The sequence below is a fragment of the Calditerricola yamamurae genome (assembly GCF_054654135.1).
The window spans coordinates 318,712-339,315 of sequence record NZ_BAAIFH010000004.1 but is presented as its reverse complement, the minus strand read 5'-3'; the positions used below and the strand labels follow the sequence as shown (position 1 = coordinate 339,315).

Sequence of the window (20,604 nt, the reverse complement as noted above, 5' to 3'; positions counted from 1 at the left end):
ACAAACGGCTGGTGGAAGGTATCGGAAGCGATTCTCGGGAGGTCCTGCGGGTACCGCTTTGTTTCCCCATCGGTTCGGGCGCATTCGCGACGTGGTGGAGGGACCGGATGGCCCGTTGTACCTGCTCAAGGGGCATCGCGCATTGCCCCACCGTCAGGAGTTGCCTACGTTTCGTCTTTACTGCCGCGACGGCGCAGAGCCGCGCGGCGGGTGTACCACCCGTCGCGGCGCCGGATGCCCATCCACAGGGCGATGGCCAGCACGACGGAGAGCCCGACCAAGAGCAGGGAAAACAGGTTGTCGCTCAGCCATTCATAGGCAATCCACTGGTCGAGGCGGCTTTGGGGGACCAAAGGCCTTCCCTCCTTGTCCGTCAGGAAAAACGAATTCGCCGTAGCGCATTACCCGAACCGACCGCGTTTCATCGCGTTCCGGTCCAGCTCACGTGTGTTGGCCCCCATCAAGGCCAACATGGGACACCAACGCGTCAGCCCTTCGGCGATCTTCAGCGCCGAGAGCAGCATCAGCCCGACAGGCGGGCGCGAGAACGGCCGGGACGCCATGGCGATGGCCCAGGCCAGCCCGGTAAACCCGGCAACGAGCCGGATCATGGCGTCGAGGGTTCCGACGTTTTTCTTCACAGCGCACCCTCCTCCCTGTGTGTTTCAAGTTTAGGATGAGTCGATCCCGGTTTAGTATGAGCCGATCCCGGAAGGCCCAAGCCCTCGTCGGATTGGAAAAATGTTGGAAACAAACACCAGCCACGCGGGCGGACGCCCGCCGGTATGGTACAATGGGAAGAGACGGAACGATTCGACACGTCGAAACCGTCGAACAATACGACAGGACAAGGAGGACGCGATGAAAACGCCCATCCCCCCTCTCACGGCTGAACGTCGGCGCCGCCTGACCGAGGTGGCGATGCGCCGGTGCCCGGCCACCGCGTGGATTCGCGGCGGGCGCGTCTTCAACGTGTACACCGGCGAACTGCTCCGGGCCGAGGTGGTCCTGTGTGACGACCGCATTGCCTACGTCGGCGAGAAAACGCCGAACGTGAACGATGAAACCGCCATCATCGACGCCGACGGCCTCATCCTCGTGCCGGGCTATCTTGAACCCCATGCCCATCCGTTTTTGCTGTACAACCCGTTCGCGTTGGCGGCGTTCGCCTTGCGCCATGGGACAACGGGGATGGTAAACGACAACCTGTTCCTGTTCCACAGGCTCGACGTGGAGGAGCTGGAGGCATTTTGGGACGAGACGGCCGAGCTGCCGGTGCGCATGTGGTGGTGGGTGCGTCTCGACCCGCAAACCGACTCGTCACTGCTGCGCCGGCGGTACACGCCGGAGCGGACCGGCCGCCTGTTGGCCCATCCCGCTGTGTTGCAGGCCGGCGAGCTGACGGCGTGGCCCGACCTTCTTGCCGGCGATGCGGCCCTCGTCGCCGGTGTCGACCGCGCGCGGACCCTCGGCAAGCGCGTCGAGGGGCATCACCCCGGGGCGTCCGTCGAGACGCTCAACGCCGTGGCGGCGGCCGGGGTGACGGCGTGCCATGAGGCGATCAACGGCGAGGAGGCCCTGCGGCGCCTGCGCCTCGGCCTGTACGCGACGCTGCGTCATTCGTCGATCCGGCCCGACGTGCCAACCCTTGTGCGCGAGCTCGTCGCCAGTGGCATCGACCTCACCAGCCGTCTCATGCTGACCACCGACGGCTCGCCGCCCCCCTTTTTGCGGGAAGGATTTCTGGACGCCGTGTTGCGCGAGGCTTTGGCCGCCGGCCTGCCACCGTTGGCCGCCTACCGCGCTGCGACACTCAACGTCGCCGTCTACTACGGGCTGGACGGTGACATCGGCGGCATCGCCCCGGGACGCGTTGCCGACATCAACTTTTTGGAGGACCTGGCCAACCCCACCCCGGTGCACGTGATGAGCGGCGGCCGCTTACGCGTGCAAGACGGCCGGCTGGTTGACGCGCCACCGTCCCTCGATTGGTCGCGCTACCCGGCGCTCTGCCGATATGCGCCCCGCGTGGCGCCGGCTGACCCGGACTGGTTCCGCGTGATCGATCCGGGCTTCCCGTTTCCGGTGATGGAACTGGTGAACGCCGTGATCACACGGGTGAGTCGTGATGTTCCCGCCGTTCGGGACGGCGAGGTGGTGCCCGATCCGGATCGCGGAGAACTGCATGCGGCGTTGCTTAGCGCAGACGGGCATTGGGTGACGACGGGCATTGTCCGTGGCTTTGGCCTCTTTGACGCCTTGGCCAGTTCCTTTTCCGGTTCCGGTGACCTGATGGTGCTGGGGCGCGATCGGAAGGCCATGGCCCGCGCCGTGGATGCCGTGTGCGAAATGGGCGGAGGCATTGTGCTTGTCGACGGCGGGCGGGAGGTGTACCGCCTCCCGCTTCCCCTCGGCGGATGCATGAGCGATCTGCCGATGGACGAGCTGATGGAGCGGACCGAACAGCTGGTGACCCTGCTGCGTCAGCGCGGGTATGGCCATACCGATCCGCTGTATTCGCTGTTTTTCTTTTCCTCGACGCATTTGCCGGCGCTTCGCTTTACGCCCGACGGTCTTTATGACGTGAAGCAAAAGCGCATGCTCGTTCCCTCACGCCTGTTGGAGCACGGGCAAAGGTGAGGGCCAGAAGCCCTCCAGTGCCTTTCCCGTGTCAACCTCTCTGTACGTGTACCTGGAACAAAAGAGCAGGAATTGGATTCCGATCGCGCGAACAGAAAAAGGGACAACCCCATCGTAGGAGAAGAGGGAGACCGCATGCGCAAAGGGATCGTTGTCGCGCTGATGATCACGTTCGCTCTTCTGGCCGGCGGATGCCGCGACGAAACAAAATCGGTGCCGGAACCGTCACCGCAGGCGCCCAGCGAGACGGAAACGCCGGGGGCGGAAGGGCCGACGGTCGTGGCGCCGCTGACGGGGCAGGTGACGGCCGTGCCCGTCGAGCACCGCGCGATTATGGTCATGATCAACAACGCCCCGAAGGCCCGCCCCCAGTCGGGTCTCGACAAGGCGGACATCGTCTACGAGGTGTTGGCGGAAGGGGACATCACCCGCTTTGCCGCCATCTACCACAGCCAGGCGCCCGAGGTGATCGGGCCGGTACGCAGCATCCGGCCGTATTATGTCGAGCTGGGGGAAGGGTTTGACGCCGTCATGGTGCACGCCGGAGGCAGCCCCGATGCGCTGGCGCTGTTGCGGGAAGGAGGGTACGCCCACCTGGACGAAATCCACAATCCCCGCTATTTCTGGCGGGACCCGTCGCGGAAAGCCCCGCACAACCTGTATACCGACCTGACACGCATTCGCCGGGCCATGGCCGACAAGGGGTATGCCGACGTTGGCAAGCTGCCGCGCCTGCCCTTCGTGGACGACCCGCGCCAGGACCCGGTCGGGGCGCCGGCGCGGAAGGTGGAGATTCGCTATGCGGCGACGTACCGCTGCGGATACGAATACGATGCCGCTCGCCAGGTGTACAGGCGCCTAACGCAGGGGAAGCTGCACCGCGACCGCACAACCGGCGAGATGCTCACGGCAGTGAACGTGATCGTCCTCGAAGCCCAGCACCGCGTGCTGGACGCCGCTGGGCGGCGTGAAATCGACCTTGCGGGACCCGGCCGCGCCTACGTGTTTCAGCGTGGGGTGATGCGGACGGGTACGTGGGAGCGGGCGAACGGCGTGTTACGCGTGTATGGGGAAGACGGAACGGAGATTCCGCTCTATCCCGGAAACACCTGGGTGAACATCGTCCCCACGAACCCGGGTTTGACAGCCAGTGTTCGTTACGAGTAAACTATCGTTCGGACGAGTTTTTCGTACGGTGATGTTCTGCAGTCGAAACGTACGGGAACCGGGGGAAGGAGTGAACGGAATGCCCCTGGAAAAGTTGAAGCGCCGCGAAGTGGATCAATTGTTTGAAGCCATCCTGACCCTGCGGACCGTAGAGGAGTGCTACCGGTTTTTTGACGATCTGTGCACGGTAAACGAGATTCACTCGCTGGCGCAGCGGCTGGAAGTGGCGCGCATGTTGCGAAAGGGCTATACGTACAGCCAGATTGAGATGGAGACGGGCGCCAGCACGGCGACCATTTCGCGCGTCAAGCGCTGCCTCAACTACGGAAATGATGGATACGAAATGGTGTTGGCGCGACTGGAGGAAGCAAGAGGGGTGGAAGGGCGCGCGTCTTCGGAAACAGCGCCCCCGTCCCGTGACGGAGGGGACGCGTAAAACCGACGCCTAGGCCACGGTGTGGTCTAGGCGGTTTTGTTTTTCGATCGTGTCCGGTGATCAGCAAGGCCGCGCACCGTACGTGGCCACATTTTTTTGTGCAGGGACAGGAGAGCAGGAACCGGCGCCCGCCGCTGTGCATAGGGTGGAATACGCCCTGTTGGGATGCCGGATGGGGCGAGTGAACCGGGGAAGGTGAGAACGGATGGGGGGACAGACCGCGCGGAAGTCCCGCCCGCTTTCCTGGCGTCTTTTGGGACTGTGTGGGGTTGGCCTGCTTTTTGACGCCATGGAAGTGGGGATGTTGGCGTTCATCTTCGCCGCGTTAGCCGAGGACTGGGGACTGGCGCCCAACATTACCGGTCTGTTGGGGAGCGTCAATTTTATCGGTATGGCCGTTGGGGCCGCCTTAGCCGGATTATTGGCGGACCGCTTCGGCCGCCGGCGGCTCTTCGTCTGGACGCTCATGCTGTACAGCTTGGCCACGGGTGCCAGTGCCTTGGCCGGAACCGTCGCCGTCTTGCTTGTGCTGCGCGTTCTGGCCGGCATGGGATTGGGCGGTGAATTGCCGGTCGCCACCACCTATGTGTTGGAATCGGCGCCGGAATCTTCGCGCGGCCGTGCAGTGGTGTACCTGAACAGCTTCTGGGCCGTCGGCATGCTGGTGGCCGCCTTTGTTTCGTATTTCATCATTCCTGCGTTCGGGTGGCAGGCCGGCTTTTTGATCGGGGCCCTTCCGGCGCTGTATGCGGTTTACCTGCGCCGACGGCTACCGGAGACGCCGGCGTTCCGGCGACAGGCGGTACGCCCATCGTTGTTTGGGCAGGTCAGCAGGCTGTGGGGGACGGAATTCCGGCGGCAGACGGCGGTGCTATGGCTGCTGTGGTTTGCAGCCAACTTTTCCTATTACGGCATGTTCCTGTGGCTGCCCTCGGTGATGGTGCTCAAGGGCTACACCCTCGTGCGCAGCTTTGCATACGTGCTCATCATGACGTTGACGCAAATCCCCGGCTACCTCAGTGCCGCCTACCTGGTGGAACGGTGGGGGCGCAAACCGACGGTGGTGGCCTATCTTCTTCTGGCGGCGCTGTCCGCCCTGGGGTTCGGGCTATCCGACTCGCTGGGGATGCTGCTGGCCTTTGGCCTGGCCCTATCGTTTTTCAACCTCGGCGCTTGGGGCGCCATTTACGCATACACATCCGAGCAGTACCCGGTGCGCATTCGCGCCACGGGAACGGGCTGGGCGGCCGGATTCGGCCGGTTGGGCAGCATCGCGGCGCCCTACCTGGTGGGGCTGGCTATCGGCGCGGGGGTGGGGTTTGCGTGGATATTCGGTGCGTTTTTTGCCGTGATGGTGCTGGGCGCGCTAGTGGTGGCCGGCTTTGGCCGGGAAAGCCGTCCGGTGAACGCGGTAAAATCCGGGCGCCGGCCGCCATGGTGACCGGCAGGGTCCGCTTCGCGCGGACCGCTTTTTTTGTGGGGCCGAACAGCGGCTTGTCGTTGCGAAATCGGTGCGGGATGGTAGAATAACCGTAGCGCAAAAGGAGGAGCGAATCATGGATGTGGGCGCGTGGCGGCACGTGTTCAAGCTGGATCCGAACAAGCCGCTGTCGGATGATGCGCTGGAAGCGGTGTGCGAGTCGGGTACCGACGCCATCGTCATCGGCGGCACCGACGGCGTCACCTTCGACAATACGGTGGAGCTGCTGGCCCGTGTGCGGCGCTACGCTGTCCCGTGTGTGCAAGAAATCTCTTCGCTGGATGCGGTGGTGCCCGGCTTTGACGGCTACCTTGTGCCCCTCGTGCTTAATGCGGGGGACCCCGATTGGCTCTTGCGTCCGCACATGGAGGCCATTCGCCGCCTGGGCCGTCTCATTCGGTGGGATGAGCTGGTTGTGGAAGGGTACATCGTGCTCAATCCGGAGGCGAAGGTGGCGCGCCTGACGCGAAGCGACGCTTCCCTGGACGTGGAAACGGCGGCGGCCTATGCCGTGCTGGCGGAACGGCTCTTGTCGCTTCCGGTGGTGTACATCGAATACAGCGGGACGCGCGGAGACGTGAACCTGGTGCGGGAGGTGCGCCGCGTGTTGACGCGCGCCCGCCTCTTTTACGGCGGCGGTGTGGACGGCCCCGAAGTGGCGCGGGCGATGGCCCGCGTGGCCGATACGGTTGTCGTCGGCAACGCGGTGTACGCGAAACTTGAGGGGGCGCTGGCGACGGTGGCGGCGGTCAAGGAAACCCCGGTGAACACCGTGGACGTATAAGACCGGGCATTCGGGGCTCGGTTGCCCCAATGGGTTTGTACGGACACAGCGGAGGGGCCCGAAGCGGCCACAGGGGAAACCAGAAGTGGGCGGAAGGTGATGGATGTGACGGTACAACTTGGCGAGGTGGACCGGCTGCTTTCCGGCCTCAACGACCAGCAGCGCACAGCAGTGTTGACCATCGAGGGACCGGTGCTCATCCTGGCTGGGGCTGGATCGGGCAAAACGCGCGTGCTCACCCACCGTGTGGCCTACTTGCTGGGGGTGAAAGGGGTCCCGCCGTGGAACCTCTTGGCCATCACTTTCACCAACAAGGCGGCGCGGGAGATGCAGGAGCGGATCGCCCACCTCGTCGGCCCGGCGGCGAAGGACTGCTGGATCATGACCTTTCACGCCATGTGCGTGCGCATCCTGCGCCGCGACATCGAGCGGATGGGGTATACGACGCACTTTTCCATCCTCGACCCGTCCGACCAGCTTGCGGTGCTGAAGGAGTGCCTCAAGGAAAAGAACCTGGACGCCAAGCGTTATGACCCGCGTGCGGTGCTGGCGGCCATTTCTTATGCCAAGAATGAGCTGAAAGACCCGGAGCGCTTTGCCAGGGCGGCGCAAACCCCCTATGACCGGGTCGTCGCCGAACTGTACGCCTTGTACCAGGAGAAGCTGAAGCGCAACAACGCCCTGGATTTTGACGACCTCCTGCTCGTGACCGTGCGCCTCTTTGAAGCGCACGCCGATGTGCTCGGATACTACCAGAACAAGTTCCGCTACATCCATGTCGACGAGTACCAGGACACCAACCGTGCCCAGTACCTCCTGGTGCGGATGCTGGCTGATCGGCATCGCAACCTGTGTGTGGTGGGCGACAGCGACCAGTCGATTTACAGCTGGCGCGGGGCGGACATCCGCAACATCCTCGATTTTGAGGCCGATTTCCCCGACGCCGCCGTGATCAAGCTGGAGCAAAACTACCGGTCCACCAAGCGCATCCTGCGCGCGGCCAACGCGGTGATTGCCCACAACGCGTTGCGAAAGCCAAAGGAGCTATGGACGGCCAACCCTGAGGGCGAGCCGATCCGCTATTACGAGGCCGAGACCGAGGTCGACGAGGCCCTCTACGTCGTCGACCGCATCCGCGAGGGGCAGGCCAAGGGGCGGAAGTTGTCCGACTTTGCCGTGCTGTACCGCACCAACGCCCAGTCGCGCGCACTGGAAGAGGCGCTGATGAAGGCCGGCATTCCCTACCGCGTCGTGGGCGGCATCAAGTTCTACGAGCGTAAGGAGATCAAGGACCTGATCGCCTACCTGCGCCTGGTGGCCAATCCCGATGACGACATCAGCCTGCAGCGCATCGTCAACGTGCCCAAGCGGGGCATCGGCGCGGTCACGCTGGAGAAGCTGGCCGCTTTCGCCGCGGAGCAAGGCCTTTCCCTCTTCCGCGCCATGCAGCGAGCCGAGGAGGCGGGTGTGAGCGGCAAGACGGCTGCGCGCCTGGCTGATTTTGTGCAGTTGATTGAGAACCTGGCCGCCATGGCCGAGTACCTGTCGGTGACGGAGTTGACGGAAGAACTTCTCGACCGCACCGGTTACCGCGAGGCCCTCAGGCAGGAAGGGACGCCGGAGGCCCTGGGCCGGCTGGAGAACATCGCCGAGTTTCTCACCGTCACCAAGGACTTTGAGGCGTCGAGCGAGGACAAGTCCCTTGTCGCCTTCCTCACCGAGTTGGCCCTCATCTCCGATGTCGACCGGCTCGATGACGAGGGTCCGGCCGAGGCCGTCACGCTGATGACCCTGCACAGCGCCAAGGGCCTGGAGTTCCCCGTCGTCTTTCTTGTGGGCATGGAAGAGGGGATCTTTCCGCACAGCCGTGCCTTGGCCGATGACGAGGCCCTGGAGGAAGAGCGGCGCCTGGCCTACGTCGGCATCACGCGGGCAATGGAGGAGCTTCATCTCACCTCGGCCCGGTGGCGCACCCTGTTCGGCGATACGCGCCCGGGCGTGCCCTCGCGTTTCTTGGACGAGATTCCCGAGGCAGAACTCCAGCGCGTGGGCGGTCCGGCGGCCGACCCGGCGGGGCCGTCGGCCGGACGCCCGGCTCCGTGGTGGCGGCGGACGCCAGAGGGGACGTTTGCGGCGATGGGCGCCGCGCAGCGGCGCGTTCCCGCACCCAAGGATACGGTCTTTCAGCCGGGCGACAAGGTGCGCCATGCCAAATGGGGCATCGGCACCGTGGTGAAGGTGAAGGGCAGCGGCAGCGAAGCGGAGATCGACGTGGCCTTCCCGGCCCCCACCGGGGTGAAGAAGCTCTTGGCCGCCTATGCGCCGATCGAAAAGGTGAAGTGACCGGAGCATGTTTGAGGGGAAAGGAGGCGCGGGCATGGATCGCCAGGAAGCGGCCCGGCGGATTGAGGAGCTGCGCCGGCAGATCGAGGAGCACAACTACTGGTACTACGTCAAGGACGACCCCAAGATCAGCGACGCCGAATACGACGCGCTGATGCGCGAGCTGATCGAGCTGGAGAAAGCCTTTCCCGATCTCGTCACGCTCGATTCCCCCAGCCAGCGTGTCGGCGGGGCCCCGTTGGACGCCTTCGAGAAGGTGATCCATCCCGTCCCCATGCTGAGTCTCGACAACGCCTTTGACGAGGGCGACTTGCGGGAGTTTGACCGGCGGGTGCGCGGCCTCCTCGGCGGCGAAACGGTGCAGTACGTCGTGGAACCCAAGATCGACGGCCTGGCCGTGACGCTGCGCTACGAGGACGGCCGTTTCGTGCGCGGGGCTACGCGCGGCGACGGCTTGACCGGGGAAAACATCACCCAGAACTTGAAGACGATCCGTTCGCTTCCCTTGCGCCTGCGCCGCCCGCTGACGCTGGAGGTGCGCGGCGAGGCGTTCATGCCCAAGGCGGCCTTTGAACGGCTGAACCGCGAACGACAGGCGCGCGGGGAACCGCTCTTTGCCAATCCGCGCAACGCCGCCGCGGGCAGCCTGCGCCAGCTCGATCCCAGGGTTGCCGCGGAGCGGACGCTCGACTTGTTTGTCTACGGCCTGGCCGCCGTGGAGGGGGAGACGGTGGCCACCCACTGGGATGCCCTTAACCTGCTGGAAGAGCTGGGGTTTAAGGTGAACCCCGAGCGGCGACGCTTCGATACCATCGACGAGGTGATCGACCACTGCGCGGCGTGGACTGCACGGCGACACGAGCTTCCCTACGCCATTGACGGTCTCGTCATCAAAGTCGACCGCTTTGACCAGCAGGGGCGCCTCGGCGCTACGGCCAAGAGCCCCCGCTGGGCCATCGCGTACAAGTTTCCCGCCGAAGAGGCGGTGACGGTGCTGGAGGACATCGAGGTCAGCGTCGGCCGCACCGGTGTTGTCACGCCGACGGCCATCCTGCGGCCGGTACAGCTGGCCGGCACGACGGTGAAGCGCGCGTCCCTGCACAACGAGGACATCATCCGTGAAAAGGGCCTCCTCCTTGGCGACCACGTCGTTGTGCGCAAGGCGGGCGACATTATTCCCGAGGTTGTTGCCGTGCTCGCCGAGCGTCGGACGGGAAGCGAGCGTCCCTTTGCGATGCCAACCCACTGCCCGGCCTGCGGCAGCGCCCTCGTGCGCCTTGAGGGCGAGGTGGCCCTGCGCTGCGTTAACCCGAGTTGCCCGGCCCAGATCGTCGAGGGGTTGATCCACTTCGCCTCCCGCGACGCGATGAACATCGAGGGCCTCGGCGAGCGGGTGTGTCAGCAGCTCTTCGACCACGGCCTGGTGCGCAACGTGGCCGACCTGTATTTCCTCGACCGTGACGACCTTGTCCGGCTGGAGCGGATGGGGCCGAAGTCGGCCGACAACCTGCTTGCCGCCATCGAGCGGAGCAAGGCCAATTCCCTTGAACGTCTGGTTTACGGCTTGGGCATTCGCTTCATCGGAGCCAAAGCGGCCAAGACGTTGGCCCAGCACTTTGGCACCCTTGACCGCCTGATGGCGGCCACCTACGATGAGCTCCTGACGGTGCCGGAGATCGGGCCGAAGATGGCCGACAGCGTCGTTACCTACTTTGCGCGAGCGGAAGTGCGGGCCGTGATCGAGCGGCTGAAGGCGGCCGGCGTCAACACGGCGTACAAGGGACCGGCACCCGCGGCGCAAGCGGCGTCGCCCTTCGTCGGGAAGACCGTCGTCCTCACCGGTACCCTGGCGTCGATGACGCGTAAGGAGGCCCAGGAGCGCATCGAGGCCCTGGGCGGCAAGGTGGCCTCCAGCGTTAGCAAGAAGACCGACCTCGTCATTGCCGGGGAGAACGCCGGTTCCAAGCTGGCCAAGGCGCGCGAGCTGGGCGTTCCGGTGATCGATGAGGCGGCGTTTTTGGCCCTGCTTGGGTCGGGGGAAGGCGCGTAGGACCGTTGGCACACCAGAACGGTTTTCGGGAAAAGGAGACGAACGAGCGATGCGCCGACTGCTCTTTCGCGTTGTCCTGTTGGTTGGCGCCTGCACGCTGCTGGTCAGCGGTTGCGCACCGTGGGACTTGCGTCCACAAGGGAACTTGCAGCCCAAGAAGGCCTACATTTCGCCGGCGTTGGAGACCACCCATCGCTTCTTCCCGGGCTTGTTGCCGTACCGCCCCAGCAAGACCCGGGGGATGCTGATGCTGGGTGACACCCTGGACGATCTGGATATCAGCCGCCTGGAGATGGGGATGATCGAGATCGCCCAGCAAACCTTTTCGCCGGACAACACGTATTTCCGTGAAGGTGAATACATCCAGCGCGAAGAAGCGCGGGAATGGCTCAGCCGGCAGGGCCCCCAACATCCGCACGGCTTAAATCCGCCGGATGGGAAAGGCCCGCGCCTTCTTGTGCACATCCTGGAACATGACTATTACCAGGTCGTGAACAACGAGGCCCGCCTGGCGGGCATGGTGATCGGCCTGACCCTTGATCCGACGCCGACGGTGAAGGGGCCCGATGGTCAGCCGACCAAACTGGAGCTGACTGACGATGTGCTGCGCCGCGAAGGCAAGCGTTTCGCGGCCATCGTGTCTGAGCGCCTCCGTGCCAAAAACGTGCGCGACGTGCCCCTGATCTTTGCCCTCTTTCGAGAGGAGACGCAGAATCCGTACCTGCCCGGCCGCTTTATTGCCGTCGGCACGGCCGACGCGGGGAAGACGGCCATCTCGCAGTGGCAGGAAATCCACGAGCGGTTTGTGCTCCTGCCCAGCAAGGAGCGCCTGGAGGGAGCACTCCTTGGCGTCAACCGGCGATTTGTGGACTACCAGCGGGCGGTTCAGGAGTTTTTCTCCGGGTATGTCGCGGTGACCGGCTTGGCCCGTTTCGAGGGGGACCAATTGCTGGAGCTGCGCATTCGGGCGGTGGCCGAGTACGATTCGCGTGCAGAGGCCATCCAGACGATCCAGTTTATGGCCAATCGCCTGAACGACCTGGTCGACGAGGATGTCCACGTGACGATCACCGTGGAAACGGTCAACCAACCGCTTGCGTTGTACGAACGTCCGGCCCAAGGCGAGCCCTATTTACATGTGTTCCGTTACTAGAACCGGGTGGGCGCCGCGGCGGGATGCGCCGACAAGCGAAGGGAAGTTTTGAAGGATCGCGTTCCTCTGTATTACAATAACGTTGAGATGAAATCGCCAACATTGGAAAACGGGAGTGAGGCCGCATGGTCGTCGATTTCAAGAACGAGCCCTTGACCGACTTTTCAAAGGAGGAGAACCGCCGCGCCTTCGAAGAAGCCCTGCGCAAGGTGGAAGCGGAACTGGGGCGCGAGTACGACCTGATCATCGGCGGCGAGCGGATCAAGACCGATCGCAAGATCCAGTCAATCAACCCCTCGAACATTGACCAGGTCGTGGGGGTCGTGTCGCAGGCGGACACGGCGCTGGCCGAAAAGGCGGTCCAGGCGGCGCTCAAGGCGTTTGAAACCTGGAAGCGCGTGCCGGCCGAAGCGCGCGCCCGCTATCTGTTCAAGGCCGCGGCCATCCTGCGCCGGCGCAAGCACGAGTTTTCGGCGTGGATGGTCTACGAGGCCGGCAAGAGCTGGGCCGAGGCCGACGCCGACACGGCCGAGGCGATCGACTTCATGGAGTACTACGGCCGGCAAATGATCAAGCTGGCCGAGCGCCAGCCCCTGGTGCGCATCCCGACGGAAGACAATGAGATGTACTACATTCCGCTTGGCGTGGGGGCGGTTATCCCGCCGTGGAACTTCCCGCTGGCGATCATGGTCGGCATGACCACCTCGGCCATCGTGACGGGGAATACCGTCGTCCTGAAACCGGCCAGCACGACACCGGTCATTGCTGCCAAGTTTATGGAAATCCTCGAAGAGGCGGGCCTCCCGGCGGGCGTGGTCAACTATGTGCCCGGTTCTGGGGGCGAGATCGGCGACTACCTCGTTGACCACCCGAAGATCCGCTTTATCTCCTTCACCGGGTCGAAGGAAGTCGGGCTGCGCATTTACGAGCGGGCGGCGAAGCGCCACCCGGGCCAGTTGTGGCTCAAGCGCGTCATTGCCGAGATGGGCGGCAAGGATTCGATCATTGTCGACTCCAGTGCTGATCTGGAATTGGCTGCGCAGGGCATCGTCGTTTCGGCTTTCGGCTTTTCCGGCCAGAAGTGTTCGGCCTGCTCGCGGGCGATCGTTCTTGAAGACGTGTACGACCAGGTGCTGGAGCTGGTGGCCGAGAAGACGAAGGCCCTCAAGGTGGGCGACGTGCGCAACCCCGACGTCTTCACCGGACCGGTGATCGACGAGAAGGCCTACAACAAGATTCTCTCCTACATCGAGATCGGCAAGAACGAAGGCCGTCTCGTTGTCGGCGGCGGCAAGGGAGAAGGGAACGGCTACTTCATCCAGCCGACCATCTTTGCCGACGTCGATCCGCAGGCGCGCATCATGCAGGAGGAGATCTTCGGGCCGGTGGTGGCCTTCACCAAGGCCAAGGACTTCGACCACGCCCTGGAGATTGCCAACAACACCGAGTACGGGCTGACCGGGTCCGTCTACTCCCGCAATCGCTTCAACCTGGAAAAGGCACGGGAGGAGTTCCACGTCGGCAACCTGTACTTCAACCGCAAGTGCACCGGCGCCCTCGTTGGCGTGCACCCCTTTGGCGGGTTCAACATGTCCGGAACCGACTCCAAGGCCGGCGGTCCGGACTACCTGCTCCTGTTCACCCAGGCCAAAGTGGTGTCGGAAGTGCTGTGAGGCGGACAAGCGAAGGAGCGAGACACAGACGCCGCGGCAGGACGCCGCGGCGTTTGCTTATGCCGTTTCCCGGCGGTTTGTGGCTGGGGGGTTCCCGGAGGGAAAGGATCAAATTGGCGGTAAGAACTGACGTCGAAAAGCCCAAATTATAGGGTGAAGGAGGAGGGATTTCACCATGCCAATTTCCAAGAACATCTTCCGCAGGGGCAGGGGCGCGATGGCCGGCGTGCTGGCAATCGGCTGCTTGGTGGGGGCCGGCGCGGCAGGCGAGGCGTGGCGGGTGACGGCGGAAACGGTGGGGAATGCGGAGCAACCCGCCATAGCAGAGAGCGGATCGGGATGGACGAAGCCGGATAAGGGCTTTCGCCATTTCCACGGGGCCAAACGGGCTGTCCTGGTGGAACAGGTGGCGGCGTACCTCGGGGTGTCGAAAGAGGAGATCGAGAAGGTGGCCCAATCCCACCCGGGCGGATGGCGCCTTGTGGTGCAGGCGGCGCCGTACGCCAAGGTGAGCGGAAAGAAGCTTGCCGATGTGGTGGCCTACAAAGCGTCGGGGGCCACGTGGGCGCAGACAGCCCAACATTTTGGAGTGAAGCTGGAAGACGTGCAGAACGCGCGAAAGCAGTGGATGGAAGAACAGCGCCAGAAGGCCAAAGACGCCTGGGTGACGCGCTTGGCCAACTACCTCGGCGTGCCCAAGGCGGAAGTGGAGCAGGTAGCCCAGTCGCAAGAGGGCGGCGGGCGCTTGGTGATGATGGCCGCGCCGATCGCCAAGCTGAGCGGGAAGAGGCTGGCTGACGTGGTGGCCTACCTGGCGAACGGCGCAACGATCGAGGAAGCGGCCGAGCATTTTGGCGTGAAAATGGATGCGCTCCAAAACGAACGCAAGCAATGGATGAAGGGCAAAGGGCGGCACGGCTTTGCCTACGCGTTTCCTCGGGGGTAGACGGAAAACGAAGCGGATGCTGCAATCGTGTGCCTCTCGCGGGCCTTGGGCCCGCTTTTTTGTCGCGGGAAGGGGCCGTTGACCTTTTTTATGCCTTTCGTCGGGCGCGTGCGGCGGCCTGGAGGGCCGCTTCTTCGACGGGGATGCGCACGCGCCACACGAGGGCCAGGTGAAGCAAAGGGAAGAGCGTGGCGGTCATAAGTGCGCCAAAGGTGAGGGGGAGCACGAGCAGCTCGAGGGCAACGATCCAGTAGTTGGGATGGCGCAGCCAGCGGTACGGTCCGCGTGCAACCGGAGCGGCGCCCGGCACGACGATCACGCGCGTGTTCCAGAACCGGCCGAGGCTGGTGATGCACCAGTACCGGCCGACCTGGGCGAGGAGAAAAAGGGCGAGCGTCCACGGCCACCATGGCGGCAGCGCCGGCGCGCGCCACCCCACTTCGGCCGCCAAACTGAGAAAAAAGAGAACGTGCAGCCCTACGAAAAGCGGGTAATGACGTGCGCCCACTTCGTATCCGCCCCGGGCGCGCCAGTAGGCGGCGTTGCGGCGGGCGATGGCCAGCTCGACCAGCCGTTGCGCGACAACGAAGGCGAAGGTGGCAACAAACAAGGCAGACATCAGGACGATCCCTCGCTTACCTGCACAGAAGCACCAATTCGCCGCTGAAGCCCGGCCCCAGCGCCGTGACAAGGGCCGGCTCTCCGGCCGGCCAGGGGCGGTTGAGACGGCGGGCGAGAACGAAGAGAACGGTCGCGGCAGAGACGTTGCCGTATTCAGCAAGGATTTCCGCGGCGTCGTGCAGTGCATGCGGCGGCACGCCCAGCGCTTCCTGGAGCGCGTCGAGCACCTTCGCGCCGCCGGGATGGGCCAGGATGTGGCGGAGGTCTTGCGGAGTCAGGCCGAAGCGGGCCAAAAAGCCGCGTGCGAATTCGGGCATGTTCCGGCGCACCAGCTCGGGAATGGCGGGGGAGAAGACCACGTTCAGGCCGTCGTCGGTGAGGTCCCAGCCTATCACGTCAAGGGTGTTGGGCCATGTGACGGAGGCACGGCCGACGATGGCAGGGTGTGGCGCAGGGTTTCCCTGGGCCGGGGCAGCGGCGTCGCCGCCGACGAGCACCGCCGCCGCGCCGTCGGCGAAGAGCGCCGTGGCGATGAGGTTTCGCTTCGAGCGATCCTGGGGCACAAAGGTCAGGCTGCACAGTTCGGAAGGCGTGGCCGCGTCCCCCGACGCTTGGGCAGCCACCGCTTCCCCTTCCTGGGTGATGGCACCGACTTTAGGAGCGCCGTCCCACCTGCGGGACGCGTCAGTCCACGCCAGGTGCTGTTCCTCGCGGGGGTATCCGGCATAGTCGACGCCGAGCACGCGGGCCAGCTCCTTGTCCACGCACACCAAGTCGTCGCGGCTGATCTGGTTGAGATCGGTCTTGCTCAGGGCGTAGGCGACCAGCTTCATCTCTTCCACGCAGGATTTGAGAAATTTGGCCAGGTGCTCGGCCCCCTGTTCGATATCGAAATCTTCCTTAAACTTGCCATGGTAGAGAGCGGCTTGGACGGGGGGCTCAAAGGGCGTGGCGAGATTCATCTGCGTATGCAGCATGGCCACGAGGGCGATGGATCCGATGTACACGGCATCGGCGCCGAGGGCCATCGCTTTGAGGAAATGGCCGGGCGTGGTCAGTCCGCCTGCGGCGATGACCGATACGTCGCGTTTCACGCCGCGCCGCTCGAGGTGGCGAACGGTGCGGGCGAGGGCGATCAGCGTGGGTAAGCCGACGTCGTCCTGCAAGATGGTCGGGCCGCCGTGGGTCCCCCCTTCCGCCCCGTCGACGACGACGAAATCGATTTCCCCTTCAAGGGCGATGTCCAGTTCTCGTTCCAGGTAGTGGGTGGCGCACGTTTTGAGGCCAACGGGCACCCCGTAGGTGGCGCGCAGCTCGCGCACGAGACGGACGAAATCTGCAGGGCGGTTGACGCCCGGCAGCCGCGTGTGGATGACGGCGTCTTCTCCCGGCGGGATGCGGAAATGCTTTCGGAAGGGGTCGTCGATCTGCCAGGAGGCGGTGCCCATCGGCGCGGCGGCCTGCGCGCCCTGGCCGAGCTGGATCTCGAAGGCGTCCAGCTGGCGAAGCTGCTCCGGCGTGTTCATCCACCCGCCGCGGTTGTACTGACCGATGAAATACCTGGCAGCTTGCCGTTCCTCCGGAATCAGCGGAGCCTCACCCGAATTGGTGGCCGTTCCGGCCATCGTGGCGGCACGGGCCAGGGCGATTTTCTGCTTCATACCCAGGGCCCCGCCGTACGACATGCCGGTAATCAGGATGGGGATCTCCAGGTGAAGCGGTTTTTTGGCCCGCGGACCGATGGTGACGCCTGTTTGAATTACCACACCATCTTGGGTGGGCAGGCGTGGGGCGAGGTGAACAGGATTAAAGAGGAGCGTTTCCCAACGAGACAGGACGATGGGGCTTCCCAGGGGACGGGACAAGGGCTTCCCGGATTCGGCCCGCATTGCCGCTTCGACGATGGCACGGGGGGGTGAGTTTCTGTGCAACGGTGACATACGCAAACAAGTTTTCGGTATAGGGATCCTGCAGCAATCTGGACATCACGCTGTCCATCATGGCATTCGCCATTCGCCGGCGTGCAGCTTCTCCGCTTGCGCATGCAGGCGGCGACAAGCCTCGCGCAGTTCTTGGTTGGCGCTCTCCGTCTCCGCGACTGCGTAGGCGTGGGCGAGCATTTTCTCCAAGAGCAACATGTCCTGGGCGATGTCTCGGTCGACGAGTTTCATCCGATCTTGCTCCTTTCCGCTTCGATGGATTCTGTTGGTTGGGACACGAGGTTCCGCGCGTAGCCGCGGCATCCGTTTACGTTGGGGCGGGGATCACGCGTCGGGTCGTTGTGCGGTTTGCTCCCTCTCCCGCCCACTGTGGCGGCGCATCTGGTCGACGAGGGCTTCCACGTGGGCCTGGTGCGTGGCGGCCGCGTTGTGCAGCCATTGTTTGAGTTCGGGATCTTGACGTGAGCTAATCCATTGCGTACCCTCCTGGATTCGATTTGTCCATTGGTGGCCCATTTGCTAGTATGGGGATCGAGTGGACAAAGCATGTAACAGGAACGTTTTGTTGGCAAGGAGGGTTCCCCGTGTTGTACGGTGTCGTCGGCAACGGCCGTGCGCTGGCCGTTGTGAATCCCAACCTGGAAGTGGCATACCTGGCGGTGGGAGAGGGTTCGGCGGATGTGCTCTTTGATCGTGCGCAACATCCCGAAGGAGCCAGCTTGCGCCTCGCCGCCGGCGGGCGTGCGCCCGAACCCATCGCGCAGGCCTATGTAGGCGGAAGCGGCGTCCTGCGCACTGTGGCCCGGATTGGCGAGGTGGAGATCGACGCGACGGATTACTTGCCCTTTGGAAGACCGCTGTTTCTCCGCGATATGACCATCACCAACCGATCGGATGCGGAAATGCCGTTCGTGCTGACGGCGGAGGCGGTCTCCGTGCCGCCGAACGTGACCGTTGCGCGCGACGGCGACCTGACGGTGTTGGAAGGCGCGTTCGGCGTGGCTGCCTTTCGATTGGAAGGGGTTGTCGGGTTCCTCGAACCGGAAGAAGAGGCCCTGGTGCGCCTGGCGCTGGCGTGGGGGCCGGACCGCGCCGCGGTGCGCGAGGTGCTTGACGCGGCTGAGAGCCTCTCGCCCCAGGAGGCGCTGTGGGAATGGGGGGAGCGGCTGAAGAAGGAGGTACGTCCCGACGTGCCGGAGCACGACCGGGTCCTGCAGGTCGCGACTGGGTGCCCCACCTTTTGCGCCGACTGGTTGGACGAGCCGGTTGCGCGCTGGCTGGGCCGGCTGCGTGGCCACTGAAGTGGCCACGCAGGGGCGCATCCGGTTTCGTGAGTATGCAAAATCCAGAATTGATTTACACATAGGGCGTGCTAAAATGGTTGTCAAACAGCGCGTGTTGCCGAGGAGGGTTGCCGCCATGTCCCGTCTCGCAGGGCTACCCTTGGCCACTTGGTTTTGGTTGATTTTTCCTTATTTTACATTAATTTTGCTTTCTGTTTGGCATTACGTCCGGGAGGGTCGGAAATAAGATGGCGTTCACCCAAGCGGCGCTTTTCACATTTTCCCTCTATCTTGTCGCCATGCTGATCATCGGCTTCCTCACGTTCCGGCGCAACCGGTCGTTTTCCGACTACGTGCTTGGCGGTCGGGGACTCGGAAGCTGGGTGACGGCTTTGGCGGCTCAGGCCAGCGATATGAGCGGTTGGCTGCTGATGGGCTTGCCCGGATTTGTCATCGCCACCGGGTTTGGCTCCCTTTGGCTCGTCATCGGGTTGGCCGTTGGGACCTTTGTCAACTGGGTATTCATCGCCAAGCGCATTCGCCTGTACACGGAAAAATTGAACGTGCTCACCGTTCCCGACTACCTCGAAGCGCGTTTTCGTGACCGCACGCGCTTGTTGCGCCTGATCTCGGCCACCGCCATCGTGGTCTTTTTTCTCTACTACACAGCCTCCAGCATGGTCGCGGGCGGCAAGCTGATGGAACTGGCCTTTGGGGTGGACTACCGCCTCGGTGTCAATATCGGTGCCCTGGTCATCATCGTGTATACATTCTTGGGAGGGTTTCTGGCCGTTGCCTGGACGGACTTTTTCCAGGGCATGCTGATGTTTTTCGCCCTGATTGTCGTGCCGATTGCCGCTATCGGCTACCTTGGCGGGTTTGATCACCTGGTGCAATCGATCGCGGCGCTGAAGCCGGAACACCTGGTCGTCTTTTCCACGGACGACGGTATCGGGATGGCCATTGCCGGCGTCTTGTCGCTCATGGCCTGGGGACTGGCTTACCCCGGCATGCCCCATGTCGTGACAAAGTACATGGCCATTCGCGATCCCGACCTGTTGCGCAAATCGACGGTTATCGGCATGGTGTGGGTGCTGACCACCCTGTACGCGGCCGTTTTTGTCGGGATGGCCGGTCTGGCCATCTACAAAGGCGATGTCCTGGGGGACAGCCCGAAGGTGGACCCGGAAACGGTGTTCATCAAGCTGTCGTACCTGCTCTTTAATCCCTGGATCGCTGGCGTGTTGATCGCCGCAATTATGGCCGCCATCATGAGCTCCGTGAGCTCATTCTTGCTCGTTTCGGCGGGAGCCATTGCGGAAGACTTTTACAAGCTCCTGTTCCGTCCGAGCGCCTCGTCCAAGGAGCTGTTGTGGGTGGGCCGTATTGCGCTCTTGACCATTTCCGGGATTGCCTTGTACATGGCCCAGGACAAGAACTCGGTGTTCAATCTGGTGGAATACGCATGGGGCGGGCTGGGCGCGAGCCTTGGTCCGGTGATCCTCTTGTCGCTCTACTGGAAGCGCATGACGAAAGCCGGGGCCTTGACCGGCATGGTCGTGGGCATGGTAGCGTCCATTGTCTTGCACCATGTGGAGGCGGTGACCGCCTATGTCTATGAACTTTTGCCCGCTTTTGTCCTCAGCCTCCTGTCGATTGTCGGGGTTAGCCTGCTCACCCGCGTCCCTTCCGAGGAAATCCAGCGGGAGTTTGCCGAAGCGGTGCAGAACGGCCGCTGACCTCTGTCCTGCGCGCGATGCCAAAAAGTGCGCCCGCCGGTCGAGGATCTTTCCCCAACCGGCGGGCGCTTTTTTGTTCGATTTGGATCGGTCTCGTTGCGGCGGTGCCTGGGCGTTTCGCTTGGGCCCATGCGCTAGCAGCAGCGCGTCACGCCTCCCTTTTCGTAGCGCTGCGAAAGGTAATACCGGTAGTATTCCGCCTCCGTCATTGGCCGTCCGCCCTCGTGTTTGTGATGCTGCTCCCAGTGGGCGAGATAGCGTTCGTAGTCCGGCATGCCAAAGATGGTCTTGATGTTCTTTTGGAGGCGGCGCAGGGTGTAGCGGATGCGTTCGGTCATCGTCCACCCCC

18 protein-coding genes are annotated in these 20,604 nt (G+C 63.7%); 12 read left to right on the top strand and 6 right to left on the bottom strand.

Annotated elements, in window-relative coordinates:
* Positions 1-164: 164 nt before the first annotated feature.
* Both ACYQ0Z_RS02970 and ACYQ0Z_RS02965 read right to left on the bottom strand, forming a co-directional pair.
* Positions 165-353 (bottom strand): hypothetical protein, encoded by a 189-nt coding sequence (locus ACYQ0Z_RS02970; protein ID WP_459864282.1) that lies wholly within the window; start codon positions 351-353, stop codon positions 165-167.
* A gap of 48 nt (positions 354-401) precedes the next feature.
* Positions 402-641 (bottom strand): YgaP family membrane protein, encoded by a 240-nt coding sequence (locus ACYQ0Z_RS02965; protein WP_459864280.1) that lies wholly within the window; start codon positions 639-641, stop codon positions 402-404.
* A 220-nt stretch (positions 642-861) separates the two neighbouring features.
* Between ACYQ0Z_RS02965 and ACYQ0Z_RS02960 the strand changes: the two genes are divergently transcribed.
* From ACYQ0Z_RS02960 to ACYQ0Z_RS02915, 10 genes are all read left to right on the top strand, one after another.
* A complete protein-coding gene (locus tag ACYQ0Z_RS02960) occupies positions 862-2,640 on the top strand; it encodes an adenine deaminase C-terminal domain-containing protein (protein WP_459864278.1) in 1,779 nt (592 codons plus the stop codon).
* Between the two features lie 135 nt (positions 2,641-2,775).
* Complete coding sequence (locus ACYQ0Z_RS02955; RefSeq protein ID WP_459864276.1) at positions 2,776-3,807, top strand: DUF3048 domain-containing protein; 1,032 nt, start codon at positions 2,776-2,778, stop codon at positions 3,805-3,807.
* 79 nt (positions 3,808-3,886) lie between these two features.
* Positions 3,887-4,243, top strand: coding sequence for a YerC/YecD family TrpR-related protein (locus ACYQ0Z_RS02950; RefSeq protein ID WP_459864274.1), 357 nt, complete (start codon positions 3,887-3,889; stop codon positions 4,241-4,243).
* Positions 4,244-4,448: 205 nt separating this feature from the next.
* On the top strand, positions 4,449-5,684 hold the full coding sequence (locus ACYQ0Z_RS02945; protein WP_459864271.1) for an MFS transporter: 1,236 nt from the start codon (positions 4,449-4,451) through the stop codon (positions 5,682-5,684).
* Positions 5,685-5,796: 112 nt separating this feature from the next.
* Positions 5,797-6,507 carry a heptaprenylglyceryl phosphate synthase gene (gene pcrB, locus ACYQ0Z_RS02940; RefSeq protein WP_459865090.1) on the top strand — a complete coding sequence of 237 codons (711 nt, stop codon included), beginning with the start codon at positions 5,797-5,799 and terminating at the stop codon, positions 6,505-6,507.
* Positions 6,508-6,606: 99 nt separating this feature from the next.
* A complete protein-coding gene (gene pcrA / locus ACYQ0Z_RS02935; RefSeq protein WP_459865088.1) occupies positions 6,607-8,850 on the top strand; it encodes a DNA helicase PcrA in 2,244 nt (747 codons plus the stop codon).
* A 34-nt stretch (positions 8,851-8,884) separates the two neighbouring features.
* Positions 8,885-10,900 (top strand): NAD-dependent DNA ligase LigA, encoded by a 2,016-nt coding sequence (gene ligA / locus ACYQ0Z_RS02930; protein WP_459864269.1) that lies wholly within the window; start codon positions 8,885-8,887, stop codon positions 10,898-10,900.
* Positions 10,901-10,949: 49 nt separating this feature from the next.
* Entirely contained in the window at positions 10,950-12,053 is a 1,104-nt protein-coding gene (locus tag ACYQ0Z_RS02925) for a CamS family sex pheromone protein (protein ID WP_459864267.1), read from the top strand.
* Between the two features lie 125 nt (positions 12,054-12,178).
* On the top strand, positions 12,179-13,726 hold the full coding sequence (pruA, locus tag ACYQ0Z_RS02920) for an L-glutamate gamma-semialdehyde dehydrogenase (protein ID WP_459864265.1): 1,548 nt from the start codon (positions 12,179-12,181) through the stop codon (positions 13,724-13,726).
* 175 nt (positions 13,727-13,901) lie between these two features.
* The gene (locus ACYQ0Z_RS02915; RefSeq protein WP_459864263.1) at positions 13,902-14,672 is read left to right on the top strand and encodes a hypothetical protein; all 771 of its coding nucleotides are present in this window, start codon (positions 13,902-13,904) and stop codon (positions 14,670-14,672) included.
* Between the two features lie 88 nt (positions 14,673-14,760).
* On the opposite strand, the gene ACYQ0Z_RS02910 is transcribed toward ACYQ0Z_RS02915, so the two are convergent.
* The 3 genes from ACYQ0Z_RS02910 to ACYQ0Z_RS02900 all read right to left on the bottom strand — a co-directional run bounded on the left by ACYQ0Z_RS02910 (position 14,761) and on the right by ACYQ0Z_RS02900 (position 17,464).
* Positions 14,761-15,291 (bottom strand): isoprenylcysteine carboxyl methyltransferase family protein, encoded by a 531-nt coding sequence (locus ACYQ0Z_RS02910; protein WP_459864260.1) that lies wholly within the window; start codon positions 15,289-15,291, stop codon positions 14,761-14,763.
* Positions 15,292-15,307: 16 nt separating this feature from the next.
* Positions 15,308-17,059 carry a glutamate synthase-related protein gene (locus ACYQ0Z_RS02905; RefSeq protein WP_459864258.1) on the bottom strand — a complete coding sequence of 584 codons (1,752 nt, stop codon included), beginning with the start codon at positions 17,057-17,059 and terminating at the stop codon, positions 15,308-15,310.
* 231 nt (positions 17,060-17,290) lie between these two features.
* Positions 17,291-17,464 carry a spore coat protein gene (locus ACYQ0Z_RS02900; RefSeq protein WP_459864256.1) on the bottom strand — a complete coding sequence of 58 codons (174 nt, stop codon included), beginning with the start codon at positions 17,462-17,464 and terminating at the stop codon, positions 17,291-17,293.
* Between the two features lie 353 nt (positions 17,465-17,817).
* Between ACYQ0Z_RS02900 and ACYQ0Z_RS02895 the strand changes: the two genes are divergently transcribed.
* Positions 17,818-18,534: a glycoside hydrolase family 15 protein gene (locus ACYQ0Z_RS02895; RefSeq protein ID WP_459864254.1), complete on the top strand. Its 717-nt coding sequence runs from the start codon at positions 17,818-17,820 to the stop codon at positions 18,532-18,534.
* A gap of 230 nt (positions 18,535-18,764) precedes the next feature.
* The gene (putP, locus tag ACYQ0Z_RS02890; protein ID WP_459864252.1) at positions 18,765-20,255 is read left to right on the top strand and encodes a sodium/proline symporter PutP; all 1,491 of its coding nucleotides are present in this window, start codon (positions 18,765-18,767) and stop codon (positions 20,253-20,255) included.
* A gap of 134 nt (positions 20,256-20,389) precedes the next feature.
* On the opposite strand, the gene ACYQ0Z_RS02885 is transcribed toward putP, so the two are convergent.
* Positions 20,390-20,593, bottom strand: a complete 204-nt coding sequence (locus ACYQ0Z_RS02885) for a CstA-like transporter-associated (seleno)protein (protein WP_459864249.1) — start codon at positions 20,591-20,593, stop codon at positions 20,390-20,392.
* Between the last annotated feature and the right edge of the window lie 11 nt (positions 20,594-20,604).

What these genes read in the sequence shown, in the direction of transcription:
- ACYQ0Z_RS02910 (WP_459864260.1), bottom strand. Translation starts at nt 15,291, where the DNA reads ATGTCTGCCTTGTTTGTTGCCACCTTCGCCTTCGTTGTCGCGCAACGG.
- ACYQ0Z_RS02955 (WP_459864276.1), top strand. Translation starts at nt 2,776, where the DNA reads ATGCGCAAAGGGATCGTTGTCGCGCTGATGATCACGTTCGCTCTTCTG.
- ACYQ0Z_RS02915 (WP_459864263.1), top strand. Translation starts at nt 13,902, where the DNA reads ATGCCAATTTCCAAGAACATCTTCCGCAGGGGCAGGGGCGCGATGGCC.
- ACYQ0Z_RS02925 (WP_459864267.1), top strand. Translation starts at nt 10,950, where the DNA reads ATGCGCCGACTGCTCTTTCGCGTTGTCCTGTTGGTTGGCGCCTGCACG.
- putP (WP_459864252.1), top strand. Translation starts at nt 18,765, where the DNA reads ATGGCGTTCACCCAAGCGGCGCTTTTCACATTTTCCCTCTATCTTGTC.
- ACYQ0Z_RS02900 (WP_459864256.1), bottom strand. Translation starts at nt 17,464, where the DNA reads ATGAAACTCGTCGACCGAGACATCGCCCAGGACATGTTGCTCTTGGAG.
- pcrA (WP_459865088.1), top strand. Translation starts at nt 6,607, where the DNA reads ATGGATGTGACGGTACAACTTGGCGAGGTGGACCGGCTGCTTTCCGGC.
- ACYQ0Z_RS02945 (WP_459864271.1), top strand. Translation starts at nt 4,449, where the DNA reads ATGGGGGGACAGACCGCGCGGAAGTCCCGCCCGCTTTCCTGGCGTCTT.
- ligA (WP_459864269.1), top strand. Translation starts at nt 8,885, where the DNA reads ATGGATCGCCAGGAAGCGGCCCGGCGGATTGAGGAGCTGCGCCGGCAG.
- ACYQ0Z_RS02950 (WP_459864274.1), top strand. Translation starts at nt 3,887, where the DNA reads ATGCCCCTGGAAAAGTTGAAGCGCCGCGAAGTGGATCAATTGTTTGAA.
- ACYQ0Z_RS02960 (WP_459864278.1), top strand. Translation starts at nt 862, where the DNA reads ATGAAAACGCCCATCCCCCCTCTCACGGCTGAACGTCGGCGCCGCCTG.
- ACYQ0Z_RS02885 (WP_459864249.1), bottom strand. Translation starts at nt 20,593, where the DNA reads ATGACCGAACGCATCCGCTACACCCTGCGCCGCCTCCAAAAGAACATC.
- pruA (WP_459864265.1), top strand. Translation starts at nt 12,179, where the DNA reads ATGGTCGTCGATTTCAAGAACGAGCCCTTGACCGACTTTTCAAAGGAG.